The 19308-nt window shown below is 72.8% G+C and carries 18 protein-coding genes; 11 read left to right on the top strand and 7 right to left on the bottom strand.

The window, feature by feature from the left end; translation table 11 throughout:
• Positions 1–89: 89 nt before the first annotated feature.
• The 3 genes from ITJ56_RS02600 to ITJ56_RS02590 are packed head-to-tail and all read left to right on the top strand — an operon-like array spanning position 90 to position 2766.
• The gene (locus ITJ56_RS02600) at positions 90–1040 is read left to right on the top strand and encodes a MetQ/NlpA family ABC transporter substrate-binding protein (RefSeq protein ID WP_194627289.1); all 951 of its coding nucleotides are present in this window, start codon (positions 90–92) and stop codon (positions 1038–1040) included.
• The gene (locus ITJ56_RS02595; RefSeq protein ID WP_194627287.1) at positions 1040–2095 is read left to right on the top strand and encodes a methionine ABC transporter ATP-binding protein; all 1056 of its coding nucleotides are present in this window, start codon (positions 1040–1042) and stop codon (positions 2093–2095) included. Before ITJ56_RS02600 ends, ITJ56_RS02595 begins: the two co-directional genes overlap by 1 nt.
• Complete coding sequence (locus ITJ56_RS02590; protein WP_323749701.1) at positions 2092–2766, top strand: methionine ABC transporter permease; 675 nt, start codon at positions 2092–2094, stop codon at positions 2764–2766. The genes ITJ56_RS02595 and ITJ56_RS02590 overlap by 4 nt, the downstream gene beginning before the upstream one ends.
• A gap of 353 nt (positions 2767–3119) precedes the next feature.
• Here the strand turns inward: ITJ56_RS02590 and ITJ56_RS02585 are convergent, their stop codons facing one another.
• Both ITJ56_RS02585 and ITJ56_RS02580 read right to left on the bottom strand, forming a co-directional pair.
• Complete coding sequence (locus ITJ56_RS02585; RefSeq protein ID WP_194627286.1) at positions 3120–3896, bottom strand: endonuclease/exonuclease/phosphatase family protein; 777 nt, start codon at positions 3894–3896, stop codon at positions 3120–3122.
• Positions 3897–4029: 133 nt separating this feature from the next.
• Positions 4030–5439, bottom strand: a complete 1410-nt coding sequence (locus ITJ56_RS02580) for an MFS transporter (RefSeq protein WP_194627279.1) — start codon at positions 5437–5439, stop codon at positions 4030–4032.
• Positions 5440–5597: 158 nt separating this feature from the next.
• On the opposite strand from ITJ56_RS02580, the gene ITJ56_RS02575 reads away from it, so the two are divergent.
• The 5 genes from ITJ56_RS02575 to ITJ56_RS02555 all read left to right on the top strand — a co-directional run bounded on the left by ITJ56_RS02575 (position 5598) and on the right by ITJ56_RS02555 (position 11007).
• On the top strand, positions 5598–6773 hold the full coding sequence (locus tag ITJ56_RS02575) for an alanine racemase (protein WP_194627277.1): 1176 nt from the start codon (positions 5598–5600) through the stop codon (positions 6771–6773).
• A complete protein-coding gene (locus ITJ56_RS02570; protein WP_194627276.1) occupies positions 6773–7618 on the top strand; it encodes an IclR family transcriptional regulator in 846 nt (281 codons plus the stop codon). Before ITJ56_RS02575 ends, ITJ56_RS02570 begins: the two co-directional genes overlap by 1 nt.
• A 62-nt stretch (positions 7619–7680) precedes the next feature.
• Positions 7681–8655, top strand: coding sequence for a sugar kinase (locus tag ITJ56_RS02565; RefSeq protein WP_194627274.1), 975 nt, complete (start codon positions 7681–7683; stop codon positions 8653–8655).
• 70 nt (positions 8656–8725) lie between these two features.
• Positions 8726–9394, top strand: a complete 669-nt coding sequence (locus ITJ56_RS02560; RefSeq protein ID WP_194627272.1) for a bifunctional 4-hydroxy-2-oxoglutarate aldolase/2-dehydro-3-deoxy-phosphogluconate aldolase — start codon at positions 8726–8728, stop codon at positions 9392–9394.
• Complete coding sequence (locus tag ITJ56_RS02555; RefSeq protein ID WP_194627270.1) at positions 9391–11007, top strand: N-acyl-D-amino-acid deacylase family protein; 1617 nt, start codon at positions 9391–9393, stop codon at positions 11005–11007. Before ITJ56_RS02560 ends, ITJ56_RS02555 begins: the two co-directional genes overlap by 4 nt.
• Positions 11008–11125: 118 nt before the next feature.
• On the opposite strand, the gene ITJ56_RS02550 is transcribed toward ITJ56_RS02555, so the two are convergent.
• On the bottom strand, positions 11126–11512 hold the full coding sequence (locus ITJ56_RS02550) for a RidA family protein (RefSeq protein ID WP_194627268.1): 387 nt from the start codon (positions 11510–11512) through the stop codon (positions 11126–11128).
• Positions 11513–11745: 233 nt separating this feature from the next.
• Here ITJ56_RS02550 and ITJ56_RS02545 point away from each other — a divergent pair, with 233 nt between their 5' ends.
• Positions 11746–12993, top strand: coding sequence for a hypothetical protein (locus tag ITJ56_RS02545; protein ID WP_194627266.1), 1248 nt, complete (start codon positions 11746–11748; stop codon positions 12991–12993).
• 92 nt (positions 12994–13085) lie between these two features.
• On the opposite strand, the gene ITJ56_RS02540 is transcribed toward ITJ56_RS02545, so the two are convergent.
• The 3 genes from ITJ56_RS02540 to ITJ56_RS02530 form a co-directional block, all read right to left on the bottom strand.
• Positions 13086–13577, bottom strand: coding sequence for a pyridoxamine 5'-phosphate oxidase family protein (locus tag ITJ56_RS02540; protein ID WP_194627264.1), 492 nt, complete (start codon positions 13575–13577; stop codon positions 13086–13088).
• A 359-nt stretch (positions 13578–13936) separates the two neighbouring features.
• On the bottom strand, positions 13937–14566 hold the full coding sequence (locus tag ITJ56_RS02535; RefSeq protein ID WP_194627262.1) for a hypothetical protein: 630 nt from the start codon (positions 14564–14566) through the stop codon (positions 13937–13939).
• A 153-nt stretch (positions 14567–14719) separates the two neighbouring features.
• Positions 14720–15829, bottom strand: a complete 1110-nt coding sequence (locus ITJ56_RS02530) for an LLM class flavin-dependent oxidoreductase (protein WP_228516935.1) — start codon at positions 15827–15829, stop codon at positions 14720–14722.
• Between the two features lie 123 nt (positions 15830–15952).
• On the opposite strand from ITJ56_RS02530, the gene ITJ56_RS02525 reads away from it, so the two are divergent.
• Positions 15953–16861, top strand: a complete 909-nt coding sequence (locus tag ITJ56_RS02525; protein ID WP_194627260.1) for an SDR family oxidoreductase — start codon at positions 15953–15955, stop codon at positions 16859–16861.
• 227 nt (positions 16862–17088) lie between these two features.
• On the opposite strand, the gene ITJ56_RS02520 is transcribed toward ITJ56_RS02525, so the two are convergent.
• On the bottom strand, positions 17089–17880 hold the full coding sequence (locus tag ITJ56_RS02520; protein WP_194627258.1) for an NRDE family protein: 792 nt from the start codon (positions 17878–17880) through the stop codon (positions 17089–17091).
• 64 nt (positions 17881–17944) lie between these two features.
• Between ITJ56_RS02520 and ITJ56_RS02515 the strand changes: the two genes are divergently transcribed.
• Complete coding sequence (locus ITJ56_RS02515; RefSeq protein WP_194627485.1) at positions 17945–19240, top strand: bifunctional phosphopantothenoylcysteine decarboxylase/phosphopantothenate synthase; 1296 nt, start codon at positions 17945–17947, stop codon at positions 19238–19240.
• Positions 19241–19308 lie beyond the last annotated feature (68 nt).

Here is a 19308-nt window from a genome sequence, read left to right as displayed (position 1 = left end):
GCTCCGGGGCGGAGCGCACGTCACACTCGTGTCCACGCCGCGGACCACCACGGCGTCCCCGCACCGCACGGCCCACGAGGAGCACCCGCATGTCAGCAGCGCCCGCACTGCCCGAGAAGCCGAAGGGCAAGCGCCCGATCGGCTGGATCGTCGCCGCCGCGATCGTCGTCGTGGCGATCGTCGTCGCCGTCATCGTCGGAGCCGTCCGCTCCGGTGGCAGCGACGACGCAGCGGCCGGTGACGCCGCCCCGAAGACCGTCACGATCGGCGTCGCGGACAAGTCGCTCGGCTACTGGAGCACCTACACGAAGCTCGCGAAGGAGCAGCTCGACGTCACCGTGAAGCTGACGAACTTCTCGGACTACTCGCTGCCGAACCCGGCGCTCAAGGACGGCCAGCTGGACATCAACCAGTTCCAGCACATCCAGTACCTGGCGGACTACAACGTCACCTCGAACGACGACCTGCAGCCGATCGGCTCCACCGCCGTCTACCCGCTGCCGCTCTACGCGACGAAGTACGACGAGCCGTCCGAACTGCCCGCGGACGCCAAGGTCGCGATCCCGAACGACTCGATCAACCAGGCGCGCGCCCTCCTGATCCTGCAGGCTGCGGACCTCATCACCCTGAAGGACGGCGGTTCGGCGTTCTCCACCGCGGACGACATCGAGACCAAGAAGGTCGATGTGCAGCCCCTCGACGCCTCGCAGACCGCGAACGCGCTGCAGCAGGGCTCGGTCGCCGCAGCCGTCGTCAACAACAACTTCGCCACCGCGGCCGGCCTGCCGATCTCGGACGCGATCTACCAGGACGACCCCTCGAGCGCGAGCGCGGCCCCGTACGTGAACGTCTTCGCCGTGCGTGACGAGGACAAGGACAACAAGACGTACCTGTCGCTCGCGAAGCTGTTCCAGGACGAGTCCGTGCAGAAGGCCTTCGCGAAGGACCTGCCCGAGGCGGTCGCCCGCGACGAGAGCGCTTCGAAGCTGCAGGACGAGCTCGCCCAGGTCGAGCAGGACGCGAAGGCGGCCAAGCAGTAGTGCCGGTCCTCGTCGAACTCCGCGGCGTCTCGAAGCACTACCGCCGCGCCGACACCGGCGAGACCGTGGTGGCCGTCGAGGACGTCTCCCTGGACGTGCACCAGGGAGAGGTCCTCGGCGTCATCGGGTACTCCGGTGCCGGCAAGTCCACCCTCGTCCGGTTGGTCAACGCCCTGGAGCTCCCCAGCTCCGGCACGGTCACCGTGGCCGGCCGCGAACTGACGGCGATCCCCGAGCGGGACCGCCGGACGGCGCGTCGGAACATCGGGATGATCTTCCAGCAGTTCAACCTGTTCCGGTCCCGGACGATCGCCGGCAACGTCGCGTACCCGCTCAAGGTCGCCGGTGTGCCGAAGGCCGAGCGTGACCGTCGTGTGGCCGAGCTGCTCGACTTCGTCGGGCTGCTCGAGCGCGCCCACGCCTACCCGGAGCAGCTGTCCGGCGGGCAGAAGCAGCGCGTCGGCATCGCCCGGGCGCTCGCGGCCTCGCCCGACCTGCTGCTCGCCGACGAGGCCACGAGCGCCCTGGACCCCGAGACCACCTCCGAGGTGCTCGGCTTGCTCCGCCGCGTCAACCGGGAGCTCGGCGTCACCATCATCGTCATCACGCACGAGATGGACGCCGTCCGGCAGATCGCCGACCGCGTCGCCGTGATGGAGCAGGGTCGGGTCGTCGAGGTCGGAGACGTCTACGACGTGTTCTCCGCACCGAAGACCGGCGCCGCCCAGCGCTTCGTCCGCACCGCGCTGCACGACCGGCCGTCCCCCGAGACGCTCCGGCGGCTGCAGGACCGCCACCCGGGTCGGCTCGTCACGGTGCAGATCACCGACGAGGCCGGGCTGCAGAACCGCATCGACGCCGCGTTCCGCGCCGCCGGGGTCACCGCCGAGCTCGTCTACGGCGGGGTCGGCGAGATCCGGGAGCGTCGGATCGGGTCACTCACCTACGAGCTGAGCGACGCGGGCGGTGCGTCCGGCGGGTCCGGCGCCATCGACACCGCGATCGCCGCGCTCCGCGCCGACGGCGTCACGACGGACGAGGAGGGCGCCGCGTGAACAACAACTCGTTCCAGAGCGTGATCGACACGTTCGACGTCTTCCTGGCGGCGATCCGCGACACCGTCGTGATGTCACTCGTCTCGCTGGTCATCGCGGGCGTCATCGGGCTCGCGCTCGGCCTGCTGCTCTACGCGACCCGGCCGGGCAACCTGCTCGGCAACCGCACCGCTTACACGGTCCTCAACGTGTTCGTGAACCTGATCCGGCCGATCCCGTTCGTGATCTTCCTCGCCGCCATCGCGCCGCTGTCGCGGGTCGTCGTGCAGACCACGATCGGCGTCCCCGCGGTGACCTTCGCGATCTCGCTGGCGGCGGCGTTCGCGGTGTCCCGGATCGTCGAGCAGAACCTGCTCTCGGTGGACCCCGGTGTCGTCGAGGCGGCTCGGGCCTCGGGCGCGCACCCGGTGTCGATCCTGCTGACCGTGCTCATCCCCGAGGGCCTCGGCCCGCTGATCCTCGGCTACACGTTCATCTACATCGGCATCGTCGACATGACGGCGCAGGGTGCGCTGATCGGTGGCGGCGGGCTCGGCGAGTACGCGATCACCTACGGCTCGCAGCGCTACGACTGGTGGGTCGTCTACGTCTCGGTGGCCGCGATCGTCGTCATCGTGCAGCTCGGCCAGTTCATCGGGAACCGTCTGGCGCGGGCGACCCTGCGGCGCTGACGCGGGCGGGCGCGGTCGGGTGCGGTCGTGACTCCCCGCTCACGTCCGCCGAGCGGTCCCGAAGTGTCGCTCGGCCGGACCGCGAGCGACAGTTCGTGACCGCTCGGCGGTGCACGCGCGGCACGTTGCGCACCCTCGGCACGCCCTGCAGCGCAACCGCCTGGAGGCCCGGTGCCGGTCCACGAGACCGGCACCGGGCCTCCAGTGCGTCGCCGACTTGACAGGCGCACCCGGCGTCGTCCGCCGAGGGGTCACGAAGTGTCGCCCGGGGCGCCCTCGGGCGACAGTCCGCGACCGCTCGGCGACGTGCGCACGGCATGTCGTGCCCGCTCGCCACCGGGCGACCGGGCGCGTCAGGCGGCGGGGTGCTCCACAGTCGCGACGGCGCCGGTCTCGCCGGGGTGCTCGTAGTGCGCACGGACCAGGATCGGCCGGTGGTCGGAGATGCCGGCGGGCAGGGTCTCGACGCCCGCGATGTGCAGCCCGACGCTCGTCGCGAAGTCGAAGTGACCCGTGAACTTGCGGTACCGCAGGTACGTCGGCTGGTCGGACAGCGAGAGCGCGAAGCCGTGCTGCTCGATCTTGCGCCGCAGGTTCGTCTGGAACCACGGGTAGTTGAAGTCGCCGACCATGATCGCCGGGGTGTCGTTCGACAGCTCGCGGAGGAACTGGTGCGCAGCCTCGATCTGCTTGCGGCGGAGCGAGTTCGTGGCGGTCAGCGGGGAAGCGTGGAACGACGCGACGACGACCTCGGCGTCGGCCTCGGTGTCACGCAGGTGCATCGCGATGAGCCGCTCGTGCGCGGGGGCGAGGACCCGGTCGTGCAGCGACTTCTGCAGCGAGTGGATGTTGAAGTCCTGCACCTCGAACCGGTCGTCGCGCTTGTAGATCGCGAGCCCGAGGCGGTTGGTGCGCGTCGACGCGGCGAGCGAGAGGCCGCCGATCGAGGGCGCGAGGTCGTTGCTGTCGCACTCCTGCACGCAGAGGACGTCGGCGTCGGACGCCTCGGCCAGCGCGGCGAGCTCGCCGTTCGCGGTGTGCTCACGGAGGTTGTAGCTGACGACGCGGAGCTGGATCGGTTGCACGGTCTGGTCCGTTGCGATCGTGCTCTGCTGCTCTGGCGCGGCCATGCTGCCTTCCTGTCCGGGTGTTCCGGTCACCCTGCCGCGGTCACCGTACTCGGCGATCGCAAACGGTTGCTGAGACTGTAACGCCTGCCGGGTTTCGTCCGCGTGACCGTGTCGCGAACGGACACCCGCGGGTTCAGGCGCGGGACCGACGCACCGGGCGGACCGTCTGCCCCGCTGTGCGACTCATCAGGATGCCCTCGACGCAGGCGACCGCGAGCAGCGCGGCGATGACCCAGAAGGCGACGGCGTAGGGGCCGTCGCCGCCGAGTCCGGACGCCGCACGGATGACCACGGCGACGACGGCGACACCGAAGCCCGCAGCGGTCTGCTGCAGCGTGGACGACAGCGTGTTCGCGGGTGTCATGTCCCCTTGCTCGACGTCGGCGAAGGCGATGGTGTTGTACGCCGTGAAGCCGACCGACCGCGCGGCACCGCTGACCACGAGCAGCACGGCCAGCAGCCAGAACGGGGTTTCCTCGGTCATGAACGCCATGGCGACGACGCTCAGCGCAGCGATCGCGGACGACACGATGATCACTGGCCGGTAGCCGAACCAGCGCAGGAACGGGGTCGTCATCGGCTTGATCCCGAGGTTGCCGACGAAGACCCAGAGCACGGCCGACCCGGCGAGCACGGCGCTCCAGCCCCAGGCGTCCTGGAACAGCAGCGGGAGCACGAACGGCACCGCGGAGACCGCCAGGCGGAACAGACTGCCCCCGGCGTGCGACACCCGGAAGGTCTCGAGCCGGAACGCCTCGAGGCCCATGATCGGGTGCGGTGCCCGGCGGAAGTGCCGGACCGCGAACCAGCAGCAGACAGCTCCGACGACGCCGGACACCACGACGGCCAGGACCGGGACGCCGTCGAGCGCGAGCAGGGACGCCATCACGACGAGGGACCCGAGGCCGAAGCACGCCAGCAACGAGCCGAACCAGTCGAACGGCACCCGTTGCGCCGCACGCTCCTGCGGCACGAGCACCAGGGCGGCGACGAACGCGATGACCCCGAGCGGGAGGTTGATCAGGAAGATCCAGTGCCACGTCAGGGTGTCCACGAGCACGCCGCCGATGAACGGGGCGATGATCGGCGCGGCCAGCGCGGGCCACGTGAGGATCGCGATGGCGGTGACGAGCTGCTCGCGCCCGGCGCTCCGGAGCACCACGAGGCGGCCGACGGGCACCATGAGCGCACCGCCCAGGCCCTGCAGGATCCGCCAGAGCGTCAGTTCGACGAGGCCCGTGGACAGTGCGCACAGCGCCGAGGCGATCGTGAACACCGCGATGGCGCCGGCGAACACGGTGCGGGAGCCGACGCGGTCGGTGAGCCAGCCGGACACCGGGATGAAGACGGCGAGGGTGACGAGGTAGGCGGTGATCGTGATGCCCACCGCGGCGGAGTCGACCCCGAGGTCCCGCCCCATCGCGGGTGCCGCGGTCGCCAGGATCGTGCCGTCCAGGAGTTCCATGAAGAAGGTCCCGGCGACCAGCACGGCGACCGCCGTGCTGCCCGTCCGTCGTCTGGGTGTCGTCGCCGTCGTCGTCATCGCGCTACGAGACTATGCCCGCACGGTGCCGGGGCCGGTCCTGCTGCGGCGCTCTTGCGCTCCCTGGGCTTTTGCAATGCAGAATGTGCGCAACGGAAGCGTTGCCCCGAGCAGCAGCCGAGCGGAATCGTGGGCGGCATCTGACGACAGGAGGCTCGATGACCAACGCCAGCACGACGGGTGCACCGCCTCGCCACGTCCTCGACGACGCGCTCCTGCCGGTGATGACGCTGCGCGAGTCGGCGCTCGCGCACAACACGGCGGTGATGCAGGCCTACGTCGAGCGGCACGGGTTGCTCTTCGCACCGCACATGAAGACCCACATGGCCCCGGACCTCGCCGCCCGCCAGGTCGCCGCCGGGGCCTGGGGCGTCACGGTCGCTTCGGTGCCGCAGGCGGTGGTCGCCTGGGAGCACGGCGTGCACCGGATCCTCGTCGCCAACGAGGTCCTCGACCCCGCCGGCCTCGCCTGGCTCGCCTCGCGGCGCTCGGTCGACCCTGCGGCGGACGTCCTCTGCTACGTCGACTCGGGCACCGGGGTGGCCGCCGGCGTCGCCGCGCAGGACGCCGTGGGCGGGGAACTGCACGTCCTGGTCGAGATCGGGTTCCCCGGCGGGCGGACCGGGGTCCGTTCCCCGGCCGCCGCACGCGACCTCGCCGCGACCGCGCACGACGCCGACCTGGTGCTCCGAGGCGTCGCCGGGTACGAGGGCGGGCTGCCCGGCGTCGACACCGCCCGCGACTACGTGTCCGGCGTGCTCGCGGTCGCGCTCGCGATCCGCCCACTCGTCCCCGGTCCACGAGCCCTGCTGAGCATGGGTGGCAGCGCCTGGTTCGACGCCGTGGTCGACGCGGTCACCGCGCGCCCCGAGGACCTCGACGTCCTGCTGCGCTCCGGCGCGTACCTGACCCACGACGACGGCTTCTACGCCGCGCGCACGCCCTTCGGCCGCCAGCCGGCCGAGGGCTCGCTGCGCGCCGCGATCGAGGTCTGGGGGCGGGTGACGAGCTGCCCGGAACCCGGGCTCGCCTTCGTCGCGGTCGGCAAGCGCGACATCTCCTTCGACGAGGGGCTGCCGGTGGTCCGGCAGGTCCGACCGGGAGGCACGGGTGCCGTCGATCCGCTCGTCCCACCACCCGGGGCGGTCACCGTCACCCGTCTCGACGACCAGCACTGCTACCTCGCGCTGGCGGACGGGGCCCCCGAGCTGGTGCCCGGCGACGTCGTCGTGTTCGGCATCTCGCACCCGTGCACGGTGTTCGACAAGTGGCGGCAGGTGCACGTCCTCGACGACGACGACACCGTGCTCCGGACGATCGCGACGTGGTTCTGATGCGCGCCACCACCCCGTCGGCGGCTCCGGCCGACGGCGATGCCCCGGCCCGGAACGCCGCTCTGTCCCTCCGACGGGCGCTCCGGCTGCTCGACTGCATCGCGGACCGTACCCGCTCCGGCGCGGCCTCGGTGAGTCTGACCGAACTGGCGGCGGAGCTCGGCACCGCGAAGTCCACGGTGCTCCGGCTGACCGCCCCGATGCTCGAGAACGACCTGCTCCGCCGCACGCCCGACGCCGGGTTCACGCTCGGGCTCGGCGCGCTGTTGCTCGGGCAGAGCTACCTCGAGGGCATCGACCTGCGCTCGGCCGCGGCACCGTTCCTGCGGCGGACCGCGGAGCAGACGGGGCTCACCTGCCACCTGGTCGTGCCCGACGGCACCGACATCGTGTACGTCGACAAGGTCGAGACACGTGGCACCGTCCGGATGGGATCGCGGATCGGCAACCGTCTGCCCATGCGGAACACCGCCTCGGGCAAGGCGATCGTGGCCTTCGGTGAGCCGGAGCTGCTCGCGCGTGTGCTCGCCGAGCCGGCGCAGGTCATGACCGAGCACACCATCACCGATGACGACCGCTGGCGGCGCGAGGTCGATCGCACGCACGGCCGCGGGTACGGCATCGACGACCGTGAGAACGAGCCGGACATCCGCTGCGTCGCGGCACCGGTGTTCGACCACGCGAACCAGGTCGTCGGCGCGATGAGCATCTCCGGCCTCGCCTCGCGGTTCCCGGCGGCCGCGGTGCGGGAGCTCGGTGACGGAGTGGTCCGCACGGCCCACGAGATCTCCGTCGCACTCGGCTCGTCCTCCGCCCAACTGGCCCTCGCGCGGAGTGCCCGGTGACCGGGCCGGGGTCGGGGTCGGGGTCGGGGTCGGGGTCGGGCTCGGGCTCGGGCTCGGGGTCAGTGCTCACGTTCGGCGAGACGATGCTGCTGCTCACCGGCCGTGACGTCGGCGCCGTGCCCGATCTCGAGCACATGCGCGTGGACACCGGCGGGGCCGAGAGCAACGTCGCGATCGGACTCGCCCGTGCCGGCGTGCCGACCACGTGGGTGGGCCGAGTCGGCACCGACCCCGCGGGTGACCGGGTGATGGCCGACGTCGGCGGCGAGGGCGTCGACGTCGTTGCGGTGCCCGATCCCGACCGGTCGACGGGCATCATGATGAAGGAGCGCCTGCCCGACGGGCGCACGCGGGTCACCTACCACCGCCGCGGGTCCGCAGGCTCGGCCCTGACCGCCGCCGACCTGCCCGGCAGCATCGTCGAGTCCGCCGCACTCGTGCACGTCACGGGCATCACCCTCGCGCTCTCCGACTCCGCGCGGGACACCGTGTCCGTCGCCCTCGACCGCGCCGCTGCCGCCGGTGTACCGGTGTCCTTCGACGTCAACCACCGCCCGAAGCTCATCGGCGCCGACCGTGCTCGTGACCACTACCGGCAGGTCGCGGCGCGGTCGGCCGTGGTGTTCGCCGGCGACGACGAGGCCCGGCTCGTGCTCGGCCGCGACGAGCAGGAGGACGACGAGGAAGCGCTCGCGCACGACCTCGCCGCCCTCGCCGGGGGCCGGGCGGTCGTCAAGCTCGGGTCCCGCGGCGCCGTCGCCTCGATCGACGGCACGTTCCTGCGACGGCCGGCGACCCCGGTGCGCGTGGTCGATCCGGTCGGAGCGGGCGACGCCTTCGTCGCGGGCTGGCTCGCCGCGACCCTGGGCGGTGCGGCCCCGGCCGTCGCCCTCGACCGTGCTGCCGACGCCGGGGCACTCGCCTGCACCGTCGAGGGTGACTGGCGACGGGGCGACGTCGATGCGCTGTTCCAGGCTCCCGGCGCGCCGGACGGGCCGGCCACCGACCACGCCGTGCACGACCGCGTCGACCGCTGACCGCACGAGCCCACGACCGCACGACCGCTGACCACGTGCCCGCTGACCACCACTCGAGGAAGAGCTCCAGATGACCAGCACGACGAACACCGCCCCCGGTCCGGCGCCCCACGACCGAGCCCGCCACCGGCACCAGGCCGGACCCGCGATCGCGATCCTCCGTGGTGGCACCGGTGAGCACGTCGAGGACGTCGTCGCCACCCTGGTCGAGTGCGGCGTGACCGCGATCGAGATCACCACGAACACCCCGCGGTGGCGCGAGGGCATCGCCTGGGCGGTCGAGCACTACGGTTCGGCGGCATCGGTGGGCGTGGGCACCGTGCTGGACGTGCGGCAGCTCGACGATGCCGCCGCGGTCGGGGCATCGTTCGCGGTCAGCCCGCACCTCGACGCCGACCTCGGCGAGCGCGCCCACGAGCGCGGTCTCGGCTGGTACCCCGGCGCTGCGACGCCGACCGAGATCGTCCGCGCCTGGCAGCTGGGCGCGCGCGCCGTGAAGGTGTTCCCGGCCGCACAGCTCGGCGGTCCGGCGTTCCTCCGGCAGGTGCTGGCACCGCTGGACTTCGTCGACGTCATCCCGACCGGGGGCATCGGGGTGGACGACGTGACCGACTACCTGGCAGCGGGTGCGGTCGCCGTGGGGCTCGGGTCGCCGCTCGTCGGTGACGCCCTGACCAGCGGTGACCTCGACGCGCTGCGGGGCCGGGCCGAGCGCCTCGCGACTACGCTCCCCCGATGACCCGTCCCGAGCCCGGCGCGGACGGCGCCCACACCCCGACCGCCGTCCTGCTGCGCGGTGGCGCGATCATCGGCGCCCACGGCGAACCGGAGCGCGCTGACGTCCTCGTCGACCACGGCGTCATCCGGGCGGTCGGACCGGAACTGGCCGTGCTGTCGGGTGTGCACGAGATCGCGTGCGACGGGCGGCTCGTCCTGCCGGGTTTCATCGACGCGCACTCGCACGCCGGATCGCTCGTCCACGATCCGGCCGTGCAGTTGGCGCTCCTCCGCCAGGGCGTCACCACGATCGTCACCGGTCAGGACGGCGTCGGTCCGGCTCCCGGTGACGGGCGGTACGCCGACCGGTACTTCGCCGCGATCGACGGCTCGCACCCGACCTACCGGGGCGGCGGCATCGGGGCGCTCCTCGCCGGGTACGACGGCACCACCCCGGTCAACGTCGCGACCCTCGTCCCCGCGGGAACGGTGCGGCACGAGGTCATGGGCGACGACACGGGCCCGGCGACCGGCGGCCAGCTCGTCGCGATGCGCGAGCTCGTGCGCGAGGGGCTCGCCGCCGGCGCCGTCGGGCTCGCGACCGGGCTCGACTACGTCCCCGGGCTGTTCGCCGACACCGCGGAGCTCGCCGCGCTCTGCACCGAGGTCGCGGCCGCCGACGGCGTGTACGTGTCGCACATGCGCGGCGGCTACGAGGGGAACGCTCGTGCGGGGCTCGACGAGATCGCGGACATCGTCCGGTCGTCGGGCGTCCGCGGGCACGTGTCGCACCTGCACGCGCCCGTCGCCCTCGCGGTGTCCGCCCTCACCGAACTCGCCGAAACCGGTGCACCGCTGTCGTTCGACGCCTACCCGTACTCACGAGGGTGCACGATCCTGTCGATGCTGCTGCTGCCGGCATCCCTGGCCCGACCGGGGACCGACGACCTCGCCCACGCGATCCGCGACGACGCCGGGCGCGTCCGGGTCCGCGGCGCCGTGCTCGACCGGGTGCTGTCCCGGGCCGACCTCGGCACCGGCTGGGCCGAGCAGATCACGCTGTCCCACGTGCCCGCTGCAGAGTTCCACGCCCTGCAAGGTCGCACACTCGCCGACGCCGCTGAGGCGACCGGCAGCGACCCGGTCGACCTCGCGCTCGACGTCCTCGTCGATTCGGCGTTGCAGGTCACCGCGGTGATGCGGGTGCCGCAGCCCCGCACCGCCGACGAACTCGCGCCCCTGTTCCGGCTGCCGGGCCACACCGCCGGGTCGGACGGCATCTTCGTCGGCACGCACCCGCACCCACGGGCGTTCGGTACGTTCGCGCGGTACCTGCAGGAGTACGTCCGCGCCGGGCGGTACACCTGGGCCGAGGCACAGCGGCACCTGTCGACCACCGCCGTGGAGCGCCTGGGACTCGGCGCTCGCGGCACGGTCGCGGTCGGGGCCGTCGCTGACCTGGTGGTGGCGGACGCGGAACGGGTGCGTGCACGGTCGACCTACGAGCACCCGATGCTGCTCGCCGAGGGCATCGACGACGTCCTGGTCGCCGGGGTCCCGGTGCTCGCCGACGGCGCTCTGACCCACGCGACCCCCGGTGCCGGGGTCCGCCGCGACCGGGGTAGGACGGGGTAGGAACGGATCGGGCAGCGAGGGCACCGCCGACACCGGGGACACCGGCGACACCGCGGACACCACTGGCGGCCGTTGAGCGATCAGGCGCCGGTTCGGCCGCGAACCCGGCGACCCGCGGTCACTCCGCGACGGGGAGCACCGCCACGACGTCGATCTCGACCAGGATGTCCGCCAGGTGCGACTGCACGGTGGTGCGGACCGGGTACGGCTGGGTGAAGTGCTTGGCGTACTCCTCGTTGAACGCCGCGAAGTCCCGGTCGGAGTGCTCGAGGTGCACCGTGGACTTGACGACGTCGTCGAGGGTCGCACCGTGCTCGGCCAGGACGGCCGCGACGTTGGCCAGCACCTGCGCCGTCTGGCCGGCGACGTCGTCGGCGATCGCACCCGTCGCCGGGTCCTGCGGACCGAAGCCGGCCGTGTAGACGAACCCGTTGGCCACGATGCCCTGGCTGTACGGGCCGGCCGGCTTCGGGGCGTTGTCGGTGACGATGGCGGTCTTCGGCACGGTGGCTCCTCGTGTGTCTGCGTGCGTGGGATCCCAGGCTAGGCGGCGGGGACGCCAGGGCCCGGCCGCCCGCCGGGCGCGTTCCGGAGTGCAGAACGCCGAGCGTGCCTCCCGGTCAGCGCTGCGGCGGACGACCCGTGCACACCCTCGCCGTTCCGTGGGATCCCACAGGCAGCAGCCGACTACCCTGGCCGGGTGTCGTCCCGCCTGCCCGAACGCCGAGGAGCTCGCGCGTGAGCCGTCTCGACGGTGCCGGCGTGGCCACCGGTACCATCGCGACCGGCCGACGACGTGTGCTCGAGACGGTCACGTCCCTGCCGGCGTGGGCGGCGGTCCTGCTGGTCTGGACCGGCGGCCGGGTCCTGTCGACGCTCTGGCTCGCGCTCGCGTACCCGCTCACCGGACGGGCCCTGCCGGAGAACGCGATCTGGGGCAACGAACACGGGTTCCTGGCGTTCCTGGTCGCGTGGGACGGACAGTACTACGAGCAGATCTCGTTGCACGGGTACCCCGACGTGCTGCCACTCGACGCGGCGGGCCACGTCGCGCAGAACGCGTGGGCCTTCCTGCCGGCGTTCCCCTTCACGATCCGTGCACTGACCGCGTCGACGGGGCTGCCGTTCGAGGTCGGAGCCCCGATCGTCGCCGTCGCCGCCGGGCTGGTGGCGTCCTGTCTGCTCTACCGGCTGGTGCGCGACCGGGCGGGCAGCGCCGCGGCGCTGTGGGCGGTCTTCTTCTTCACGTGCGGCCCGCTGTCGTTCCTGCTGCAGGTCGGCTACGCCGAGAGCATGTTCCTCGCGCTGTCGTTCGGCGCGCTGCTCGCCCTCGAGCGACGACGGTACGGCCTGCTCACGCTGCTCGGTGTCGTCGCCGCGTTCACCCGCCCCGGAGCGCTGGCGATCCCGCTCGTGCTCGGGGTCGTGGCACTCGTGCGCTGGGTCCGCGCCCGTCGCGAGACGGGCCGGGTGTTCGAGACGTTCCCGCTCCGCGAGCAGGTGCGGGTGCTCGCCGCCGGGCTGACGATGGTCACGGCGGGGCTCGCCTGGCCGGTGATCGCGTCGCACGTCACAGGCGCGCCGAACGCCTACCTCGAGACCGAGATGTCGTGGTGGGTGAACTTCATCGGCCGGGTCGAGTTCGTGCCGCTGACGCCGTGGTTCCTCATCGCTGCTCGCTGGCTCGGCGTCGGCGGCGTGCTGCTCATCGCGGCGCTGGTCGTCGCGTTCCCGGTGTGGCTGCTCCGCCGCTCGACGCTGCGCCTCGGGTCGACGACGGTGCTGTACTCGGCTGCGTACGCGCTGTACATCTTCGCTGTCTCGCTGCCGATGGCCTCGACCCCGCGGCTGCTCATGCCGCTGGCACCGTTGTTCGGGTCGCCGGAGCTGGTGGCCAAGCCCTGGATGCGCCGGACGTTCGTGACGGCCGCGCTCGCCGGGCAGCCGGTGCTCGTGGCGGTGCTGTGGCTGCTCGGCCCGCCGTGACACGCTGAACGCCGGCATCTCCGCATGATGCCGGCGTCCAGCGGGCGTGCGAGCGTGCGGGCCGTACCCCGAGCGCCGAGCGCCCGGCGCGGTCAGAGCTCGATCGCGCCGTGGTCGCCGGTGTCAGGCTGGCTCCGCTTGCCGATCGCCGCCTTGAACATCTGCACCAGGCTGCCGACCGGGCCGGTGTCCTGGGTCCAGTACTCGACCGAGACGCCCTGGACCGTGAGGAGCCGGACCGACGGATCCTGCCGCCCCTCCGGGAACCAGGCCTCGGCGAACGGGGACCACAGCTCGTCGACGGCCGAGTCGTCCCGCGTCACGGTCGCGGTGCCGGCGATGGAGAGGTAGCCGCCCTGCGACTCGATCGAGACGTTGACGTGCGGGTTCCTCGCGATGTCCTCGACCTTCTCGCTGCCGTCCTGCACCAGGAACCGCAGGGTCCCGTGGAACGCCTTGTCCTGCACGGCGAGGGGCCTGGCGTGCAGGTTGCCGTCCTCGCTCACCGTGGTGAGCAGTGCGGTGTGGGCGCCGTGGACGATGTCCGAGATCGCGGCGCTGTGGTCCGTCTGTGTGTCGGTCATGGTGCTCCTTTGCATCGTGCGCCCCGTTGCGCTCGACGTGCGACCGTCGGTGCACGGGGCCTACCGTTCCGACCAGTCTGCCCCTCCGGCGCTGGACGCGACAGCCCGGCGCGGCGATCGGGTCGGCCTGGAGGCCCGGTGCAATCCCGGCAGCAGGCTTCAGCCCGTCACATCCCGGCCGTCGAGCCGCGGATGCGCGTGCAGGAAGCGACGATGCACGAGTCGAACGACACGTGGTTCGTCGGAAGATGCGAACGCACCTCGTGCACGTGCATCAAGCGACGGGACACGAGTCGAACGACACGTGGTTCGTCGGAAGATGCGAACGCAGCGGATGCAGGAGCGGCCGCGCGGACGGGTCAGGCGGGCTCGCGGATCGTGGTCTCGACGTCGACGACCTGCGGGATCCGCGGCATCGACGCGAAGCCGAACGCCACGGGCGGGTCGAGCGGGGCCAGGTCACCGAGGGGTTCCCCGGCCCAGGTGCCCCGGACCCCGGTGACGTCGTGCGCCCCGGTCACGCCGTAGTACTCCCGACGGCCGTTGCCCGCCGACCCCGCGGTCCCGGAACCGGGTGCGATGAGCCGCGCGATCGGGTCGATGGCGGCGAGCCACCGGGGGTCGCGGGCGACGGGCTTCGGGACGATGCGCAGCACCCGTCCGAGCGGTGAGATGCCGCCGACGTCGATCGAGGCCTGCAGCGCCCCGGCGGACAGCTCGAGCCCTCGGGCTGTGCGGCGTGCGCGGACGTCGACGACCGAGACGGTGTCGAAGCGGTAGGTGCCGGAGACGTACGCGGCGACGATCTCGTCCGGCGCGAGCAGCACGCTCGAGCCGTCGGGCAGCTCGAGGAACAGGTCGGTGAACGCCCCGAACGGCGAGTGGTCCCACATGCCGATGACGATCCGCACGCCGGAGGTCGTGCCGACGCCCATGATCCGGCCGCGGAACCGACGCTCAACGGGAGGGGTGCTGGGACGTGATGGCATGCCGTGGACGGTACCCGGCGCCCCCGTGAGCCGGACCGACGGAGCCGGCGTGCACCTCCAGGCCGGCTGTCTCGCGGAACCGACAGATCTGCGCGAACGTTCCGCGGAGATCTGTCGGTTGCGCGGAGATCACCCGCGCGGCCGGGCCGGCGGCTACGCGACGGGGACGGGCTGCGCCAGCAGCTCGCGCACGCGGGGCGCGACCTCGGTGCCGTAGAGCTCGATCGAGCGCATCATGTCGGTGTGCGGCAGGCGACCCGTCGCGTACCGCATGTCGAAGCGCGAAGCGCCGAGGATCCGCATGTTGCGCGCGATCTTCCGGGCGACGGTCTCCGGCGACCCGACGTAGAGCGAGCCTCCGGCGGACAGGCCCGCGCGGTACCCGGCGACGTCGAGGGGCGGCCATCCGCGCTCCCGGCCGAGCTGATCGGTGACGGCCTTGTGGTACGGCCAGTAGCGCTCGGCGGCCTCTTCGTCGGTGGCCGCCACGAAGCCCGGCGAGTGCATCGCGATGGGCTGCTGGGGCAGGTCGAGCTGCGCGAGCGCCTGGCGGTACAGCCGCGAGAACGGGGCGAACTGCGCGGGCTGCCCGCCGATGATGGCGAGGAACAGCGGCAGCCCGTACGACGCGGCACGGATGACCGACTGCGGGGAGCCGCCGACGCCGATCCAGGTGGGGATGGCACCGTGCTCGAGCTTCGGGAAGACGTCCTGGTCGACCAGGCCCGCGCGCTTCGTGCCGGACCAGGTGACGGCGTCGCCGCCGCGCAGGGCCGCCCAGAGCTGGAGCTTCTCCTCGAACAGGACCTCGTAGTCGCTCAGCTCGTAGCCGAACAGCGGGAACGACTCGGTGAAGGAACCACGACCCAGGATGACCTCGGCGCGGCCGTTCGAGAGCGCGTCGACCGTTGCGAACCGCTCGTAGACGCGCACGGGGTCGTCCGACGACAGGACCGTGACGGCCGAGCCCATGCGGATGTGCGAGGTCGAGGCGGCGATCGCGGCGAGGACGACCTCGGGGGCGCTCACGACGAAGTCGGCGCGGTGGTGCTCGCCGACACCGATGAAGTCGACCCCGACCTGGTCGGCGAGGACGGCCTGGTCGACGACGTCGCGGATGCTCTGCGCGTCGGACTGCAGGGTGCCGTCATCGAGCTCGGTGACGTCGCCGAACGTGTCGAGACCGAGCTGCAGCGGTCCGATCCGCTCGGGTGCTGGCGGCGGGACGTCCGAGGGGCGGTCGGTGCCGAATGCGTTGCTCATGGTCTCCTCCTGGTCGCACTTTCATGCGTTTGCATAAAGATAGCACGGCGGGCACCGACGCGCACGGGGCCGGCGGCCCGGCCGGGTCGGGGTCGGCCAGCCCGCGCGAGTACGGTCACCCGCATGCCGAACCTCCCCGACCAGACCGGACGCCGCATCGTCGTCACCGGCTCCAACAGCGGTACCGGGCAGGAAGCCGCCCTGCGCCTCGCAGCCGCCGGCGCGAGCGTCGTGCTCGCCGTCCGCAGCACCGAGAAGGGCGAGACCGCCGCGGCCGGCATCCGCGCCGTCCACCCGGCCGCCGACGTCGAGGTCCGCGAACTCGACCTCGCCGACCTCGTGAGCGTCCGCCGGTTCGCCGCCGGCATCGTCGACGAGGAACGCCCGATCGACGTCCTGATCAACAACGCCGGTGTGATGGCCCCGCCGCAGCGCTTCGAGACCGTCGACGGGTTCGAGCTGCAGTTCGGCACGAACTTCCTCGGCCCGTTCGCCCTGACGAACCTGCTGCTGCCGTCGCTGCTCCGCGCCGAAGCCCCTCGTGTCGCGACGATGTCGAGCCTCGCCGCGATCCCCGGCCGGATCCGCTTCACCGACCTGCAGTGGGAACGCGGGTACAACGGCTGGCGTGCGTACGCGCAGTCGAAGCTCGCCGACCTGCTCCTCGCACTGCACCTGCACCGCCTGACGGTCGAGGCCGACGTGCCCCTCGTCAGCACCGCGGCGCACCCCGGGTACACCCGCACGAACCTGCAGTCCGCGGGGCGGTCGCTCGGTCGGTCGAAGCCGGTGCGTGCGAGCACCCGCGCGCTGCCGTTCACCCAGGCGGTCGAGCAGGGCACCGAACCGATGCTGTACGCCGCGGTCGGCCCGAACGCCGTGGGTGGGGCCTACTACGGCCCCTCCGGCCCGTTCGGCGCCACCGGCCCCACGACGACCGTCTCGATCCCCGGATCGGCACGGAGCGCCGACCTCGCTCGCTCACTCTGGGCGGTCGCCGAGGACCTCACCGGGACGCGTCCGCCCCTCTAGCCGAGGGCGCGGGGCGCGTCGTGCTGGTCGGGCGCCCCTCGCACGGTGCGAAGGGCACCACGGCTCGTGCGAGGTTCCGGACGTGGTGCGAGGGGGCGCGGGTCGCACCGAGTACGGAACCTCGCACCGTGCGCACGCGGGCGCGGGCGCGGGCGCGGGCACGGGGCGCGGGCGCGGGCACGGGGCGCGGCCGGGAGGCACGGTGCGGCTCCGGCACGCTCCTCGCCTCAGGCGCGGTGCAGCTCCACCGACCCGTCGAGCTGACCGGGTTCGGTCAGGCGCGCGTGCTGCAGGACGGTCCGGTCCGGCCCGACGGCGGCGGCGACGACCGAGAGCGTCGTCATGTGCCCCTCGGCCTCGTGCACGTCGCGCAGGATCGCGTCGGGGTGGTCGGTCGGCAGCGCGGCGGACTCGGCGAGCACCCCGAACCAGCCGCTCCACCCGTCCCCCGCGTCGTCGCCGGCGTCGGCGGCGCGGAGTTCGTCGAACGGCCCGAGCACCGGCGGCCCGACGGGAGCCTCGACGGCGCGGAAGGCACTGAGCCAGCGCCCGATGCGCGGCGAGGCCGGGTCGTCGGTCTCACCGTGCGTGACCATGTGCACGCCCGGGCCGAGCTCGGTGGTGCGGACCCGCTCGCCGTCCCAGGTGCGGACCGACGCACCCTCGGCCGTCGCCCGCACCAGGTTGAAGGCCCGGGTGGTCGGCAGCGTGCCGTCGTGTCCGGGCAGCAGGTCGTCGGCGACGGCGTCCACCGGCAGCACGCCCCGGGTCGTCCACGTGCCATCCTCGCTCGCGACGGGCTCGCCGCGGTTCAGCACCACCGCGAGGCCCGCCCGGTCGGAGACCGCGAGCCACGCCCCACCGGCCGACCGGTCACGGACGCCCCGCAGCTCCGGGTCGCGGTCCGGCCACCACGCCGCCGGAGGGTCCCACGGGCGCTCGGGCGACTCGTCACGCAGGGCGAGCACGGTGACGGGCCACGCGGCCCCGGGGTCGACGCGGACGACGACGGTGCACATGCCCTCGATCCTCGCACGTGGCCCCGGTAGCGTGAGCCAGGTGAACGCAGCAGCAGAGCGCGCCCTGACCGTCATCGTGGGGATCACCGGGGGCATCGCCGCCTACAAGGCCGTCGGGGTCGTCCGCGACCTGGTCAAGCGCGGGCACGACGTGCACGTGGTGCCGACCGAGGGTGCCCTGCGCTTCGTCGGGCTGCCGACGCTCGAGGCCCTGAGCCGCAACCCTGTCACGACGAGCGTCTGGGACGACGTGGCCGAGGTGCGGCACGTCGCACTCGGCCGCCGCGCCGACCTCGTCGTCATCGCCCCGGCCACGGCGGACTCGCTGGCCCGGATGGCGCACGGCCTGGCGAGCGACCTGCTCGGCACGACCCTGCTCGCCACCGAGGCCCCCGTCGTGGTCGCCCCCGCGATGCACCCGCAGATGTGGGAGCACCCCGCAACCCGGGCCAACGTCGCCACGCTTCGGGAACGCGGCGTGCACCTGGTCGGCCCGGTCGTCGGCGCGCTCACGGGCGACGACGCCGGCATCGGGCGGATGGCCGAGCCCGAGGACATCGTCGTCGCGGCGCTCGCCGTACTCGACCGTCCGGTGCATGCTGGCCGGCGCGCTGCGGAGACCGGTACGGGCTCCGGCACCGGTGCCGGCGCCGGTGCCGGCGCCGGAGGCCGGGCCCGCGGCGAACAGGGCGACCTGGCCGGCGTCCGCGTGCTCGTGAGCGCGGGCGGCACGCGAGAGCCCTTCGACCCCGTGCGGTTCGTCGGCAACCGGTCGAGCGGCCGGCAGGGGCTGGCGATCGCCGCCGATGCCGCCCGCCGCGGAGCGGCCGTCACGGTGGTGGCCGCGAACATCGACGCCTCGCTGACCGCCGCACTCGATGCGACGGTGGTGCCGGTGGGGTCGGCGCTCGAGCTCGCCGAGGCCGTGCACGCCCGGGCTGCCGAGGCCGACGTCGTGGTGATGACCGCGGCGGTCGCCGACTACCGACCGGCCGAGGTGCACACCGAGAAGCTCAAGAAGGACGCGCAGGGCGAGCACATGACGCTCGAACTCGTCCGGAACCCCGACGTGCTGGCCGACCTGGTCGCGTCTCGGCGGACCGGCCAGATCATCGTCGGGTTCGCCGCGGAGACCGAACCGGACCGCGCCGCGCGCATCGAGCTCGGGCGAGCCAAGATCACCAGGAAGCCCGCCGACCTGCTCGTCGTGAACCACGTCGGCTGGTCGGCCGGCTTCGAGCGTGAGGAGAACGCGATCGAGGTCCTGGTCCCCGGGGGCGAGGTGGTGCGCGAGACCTCCGGCACGAAGGCCGAGGTGGCGACGGCGGTCCTCGACCTGGTCGCGACCGCACTGACCTGAGCTGGCACCGACCTGAGCCGGCACTGACCTGAGCCGGCACCGACCTGAACCGGCGCTGACCCGATTCC

This window comes from Curtobacterium sp. VKM Ac-1376 (assembly GCF_015351025.1).
In the GTDB taxonomy this organism is placed as follows: domain Bacteria; phylum Actinomycetota; class Actinomycetes; order Actinomycetales; family Microbacteriaceae; genus Curtobacterium.
This window is presented reverse-complemented; position numbering and strand designations above follow the sequence as displayed.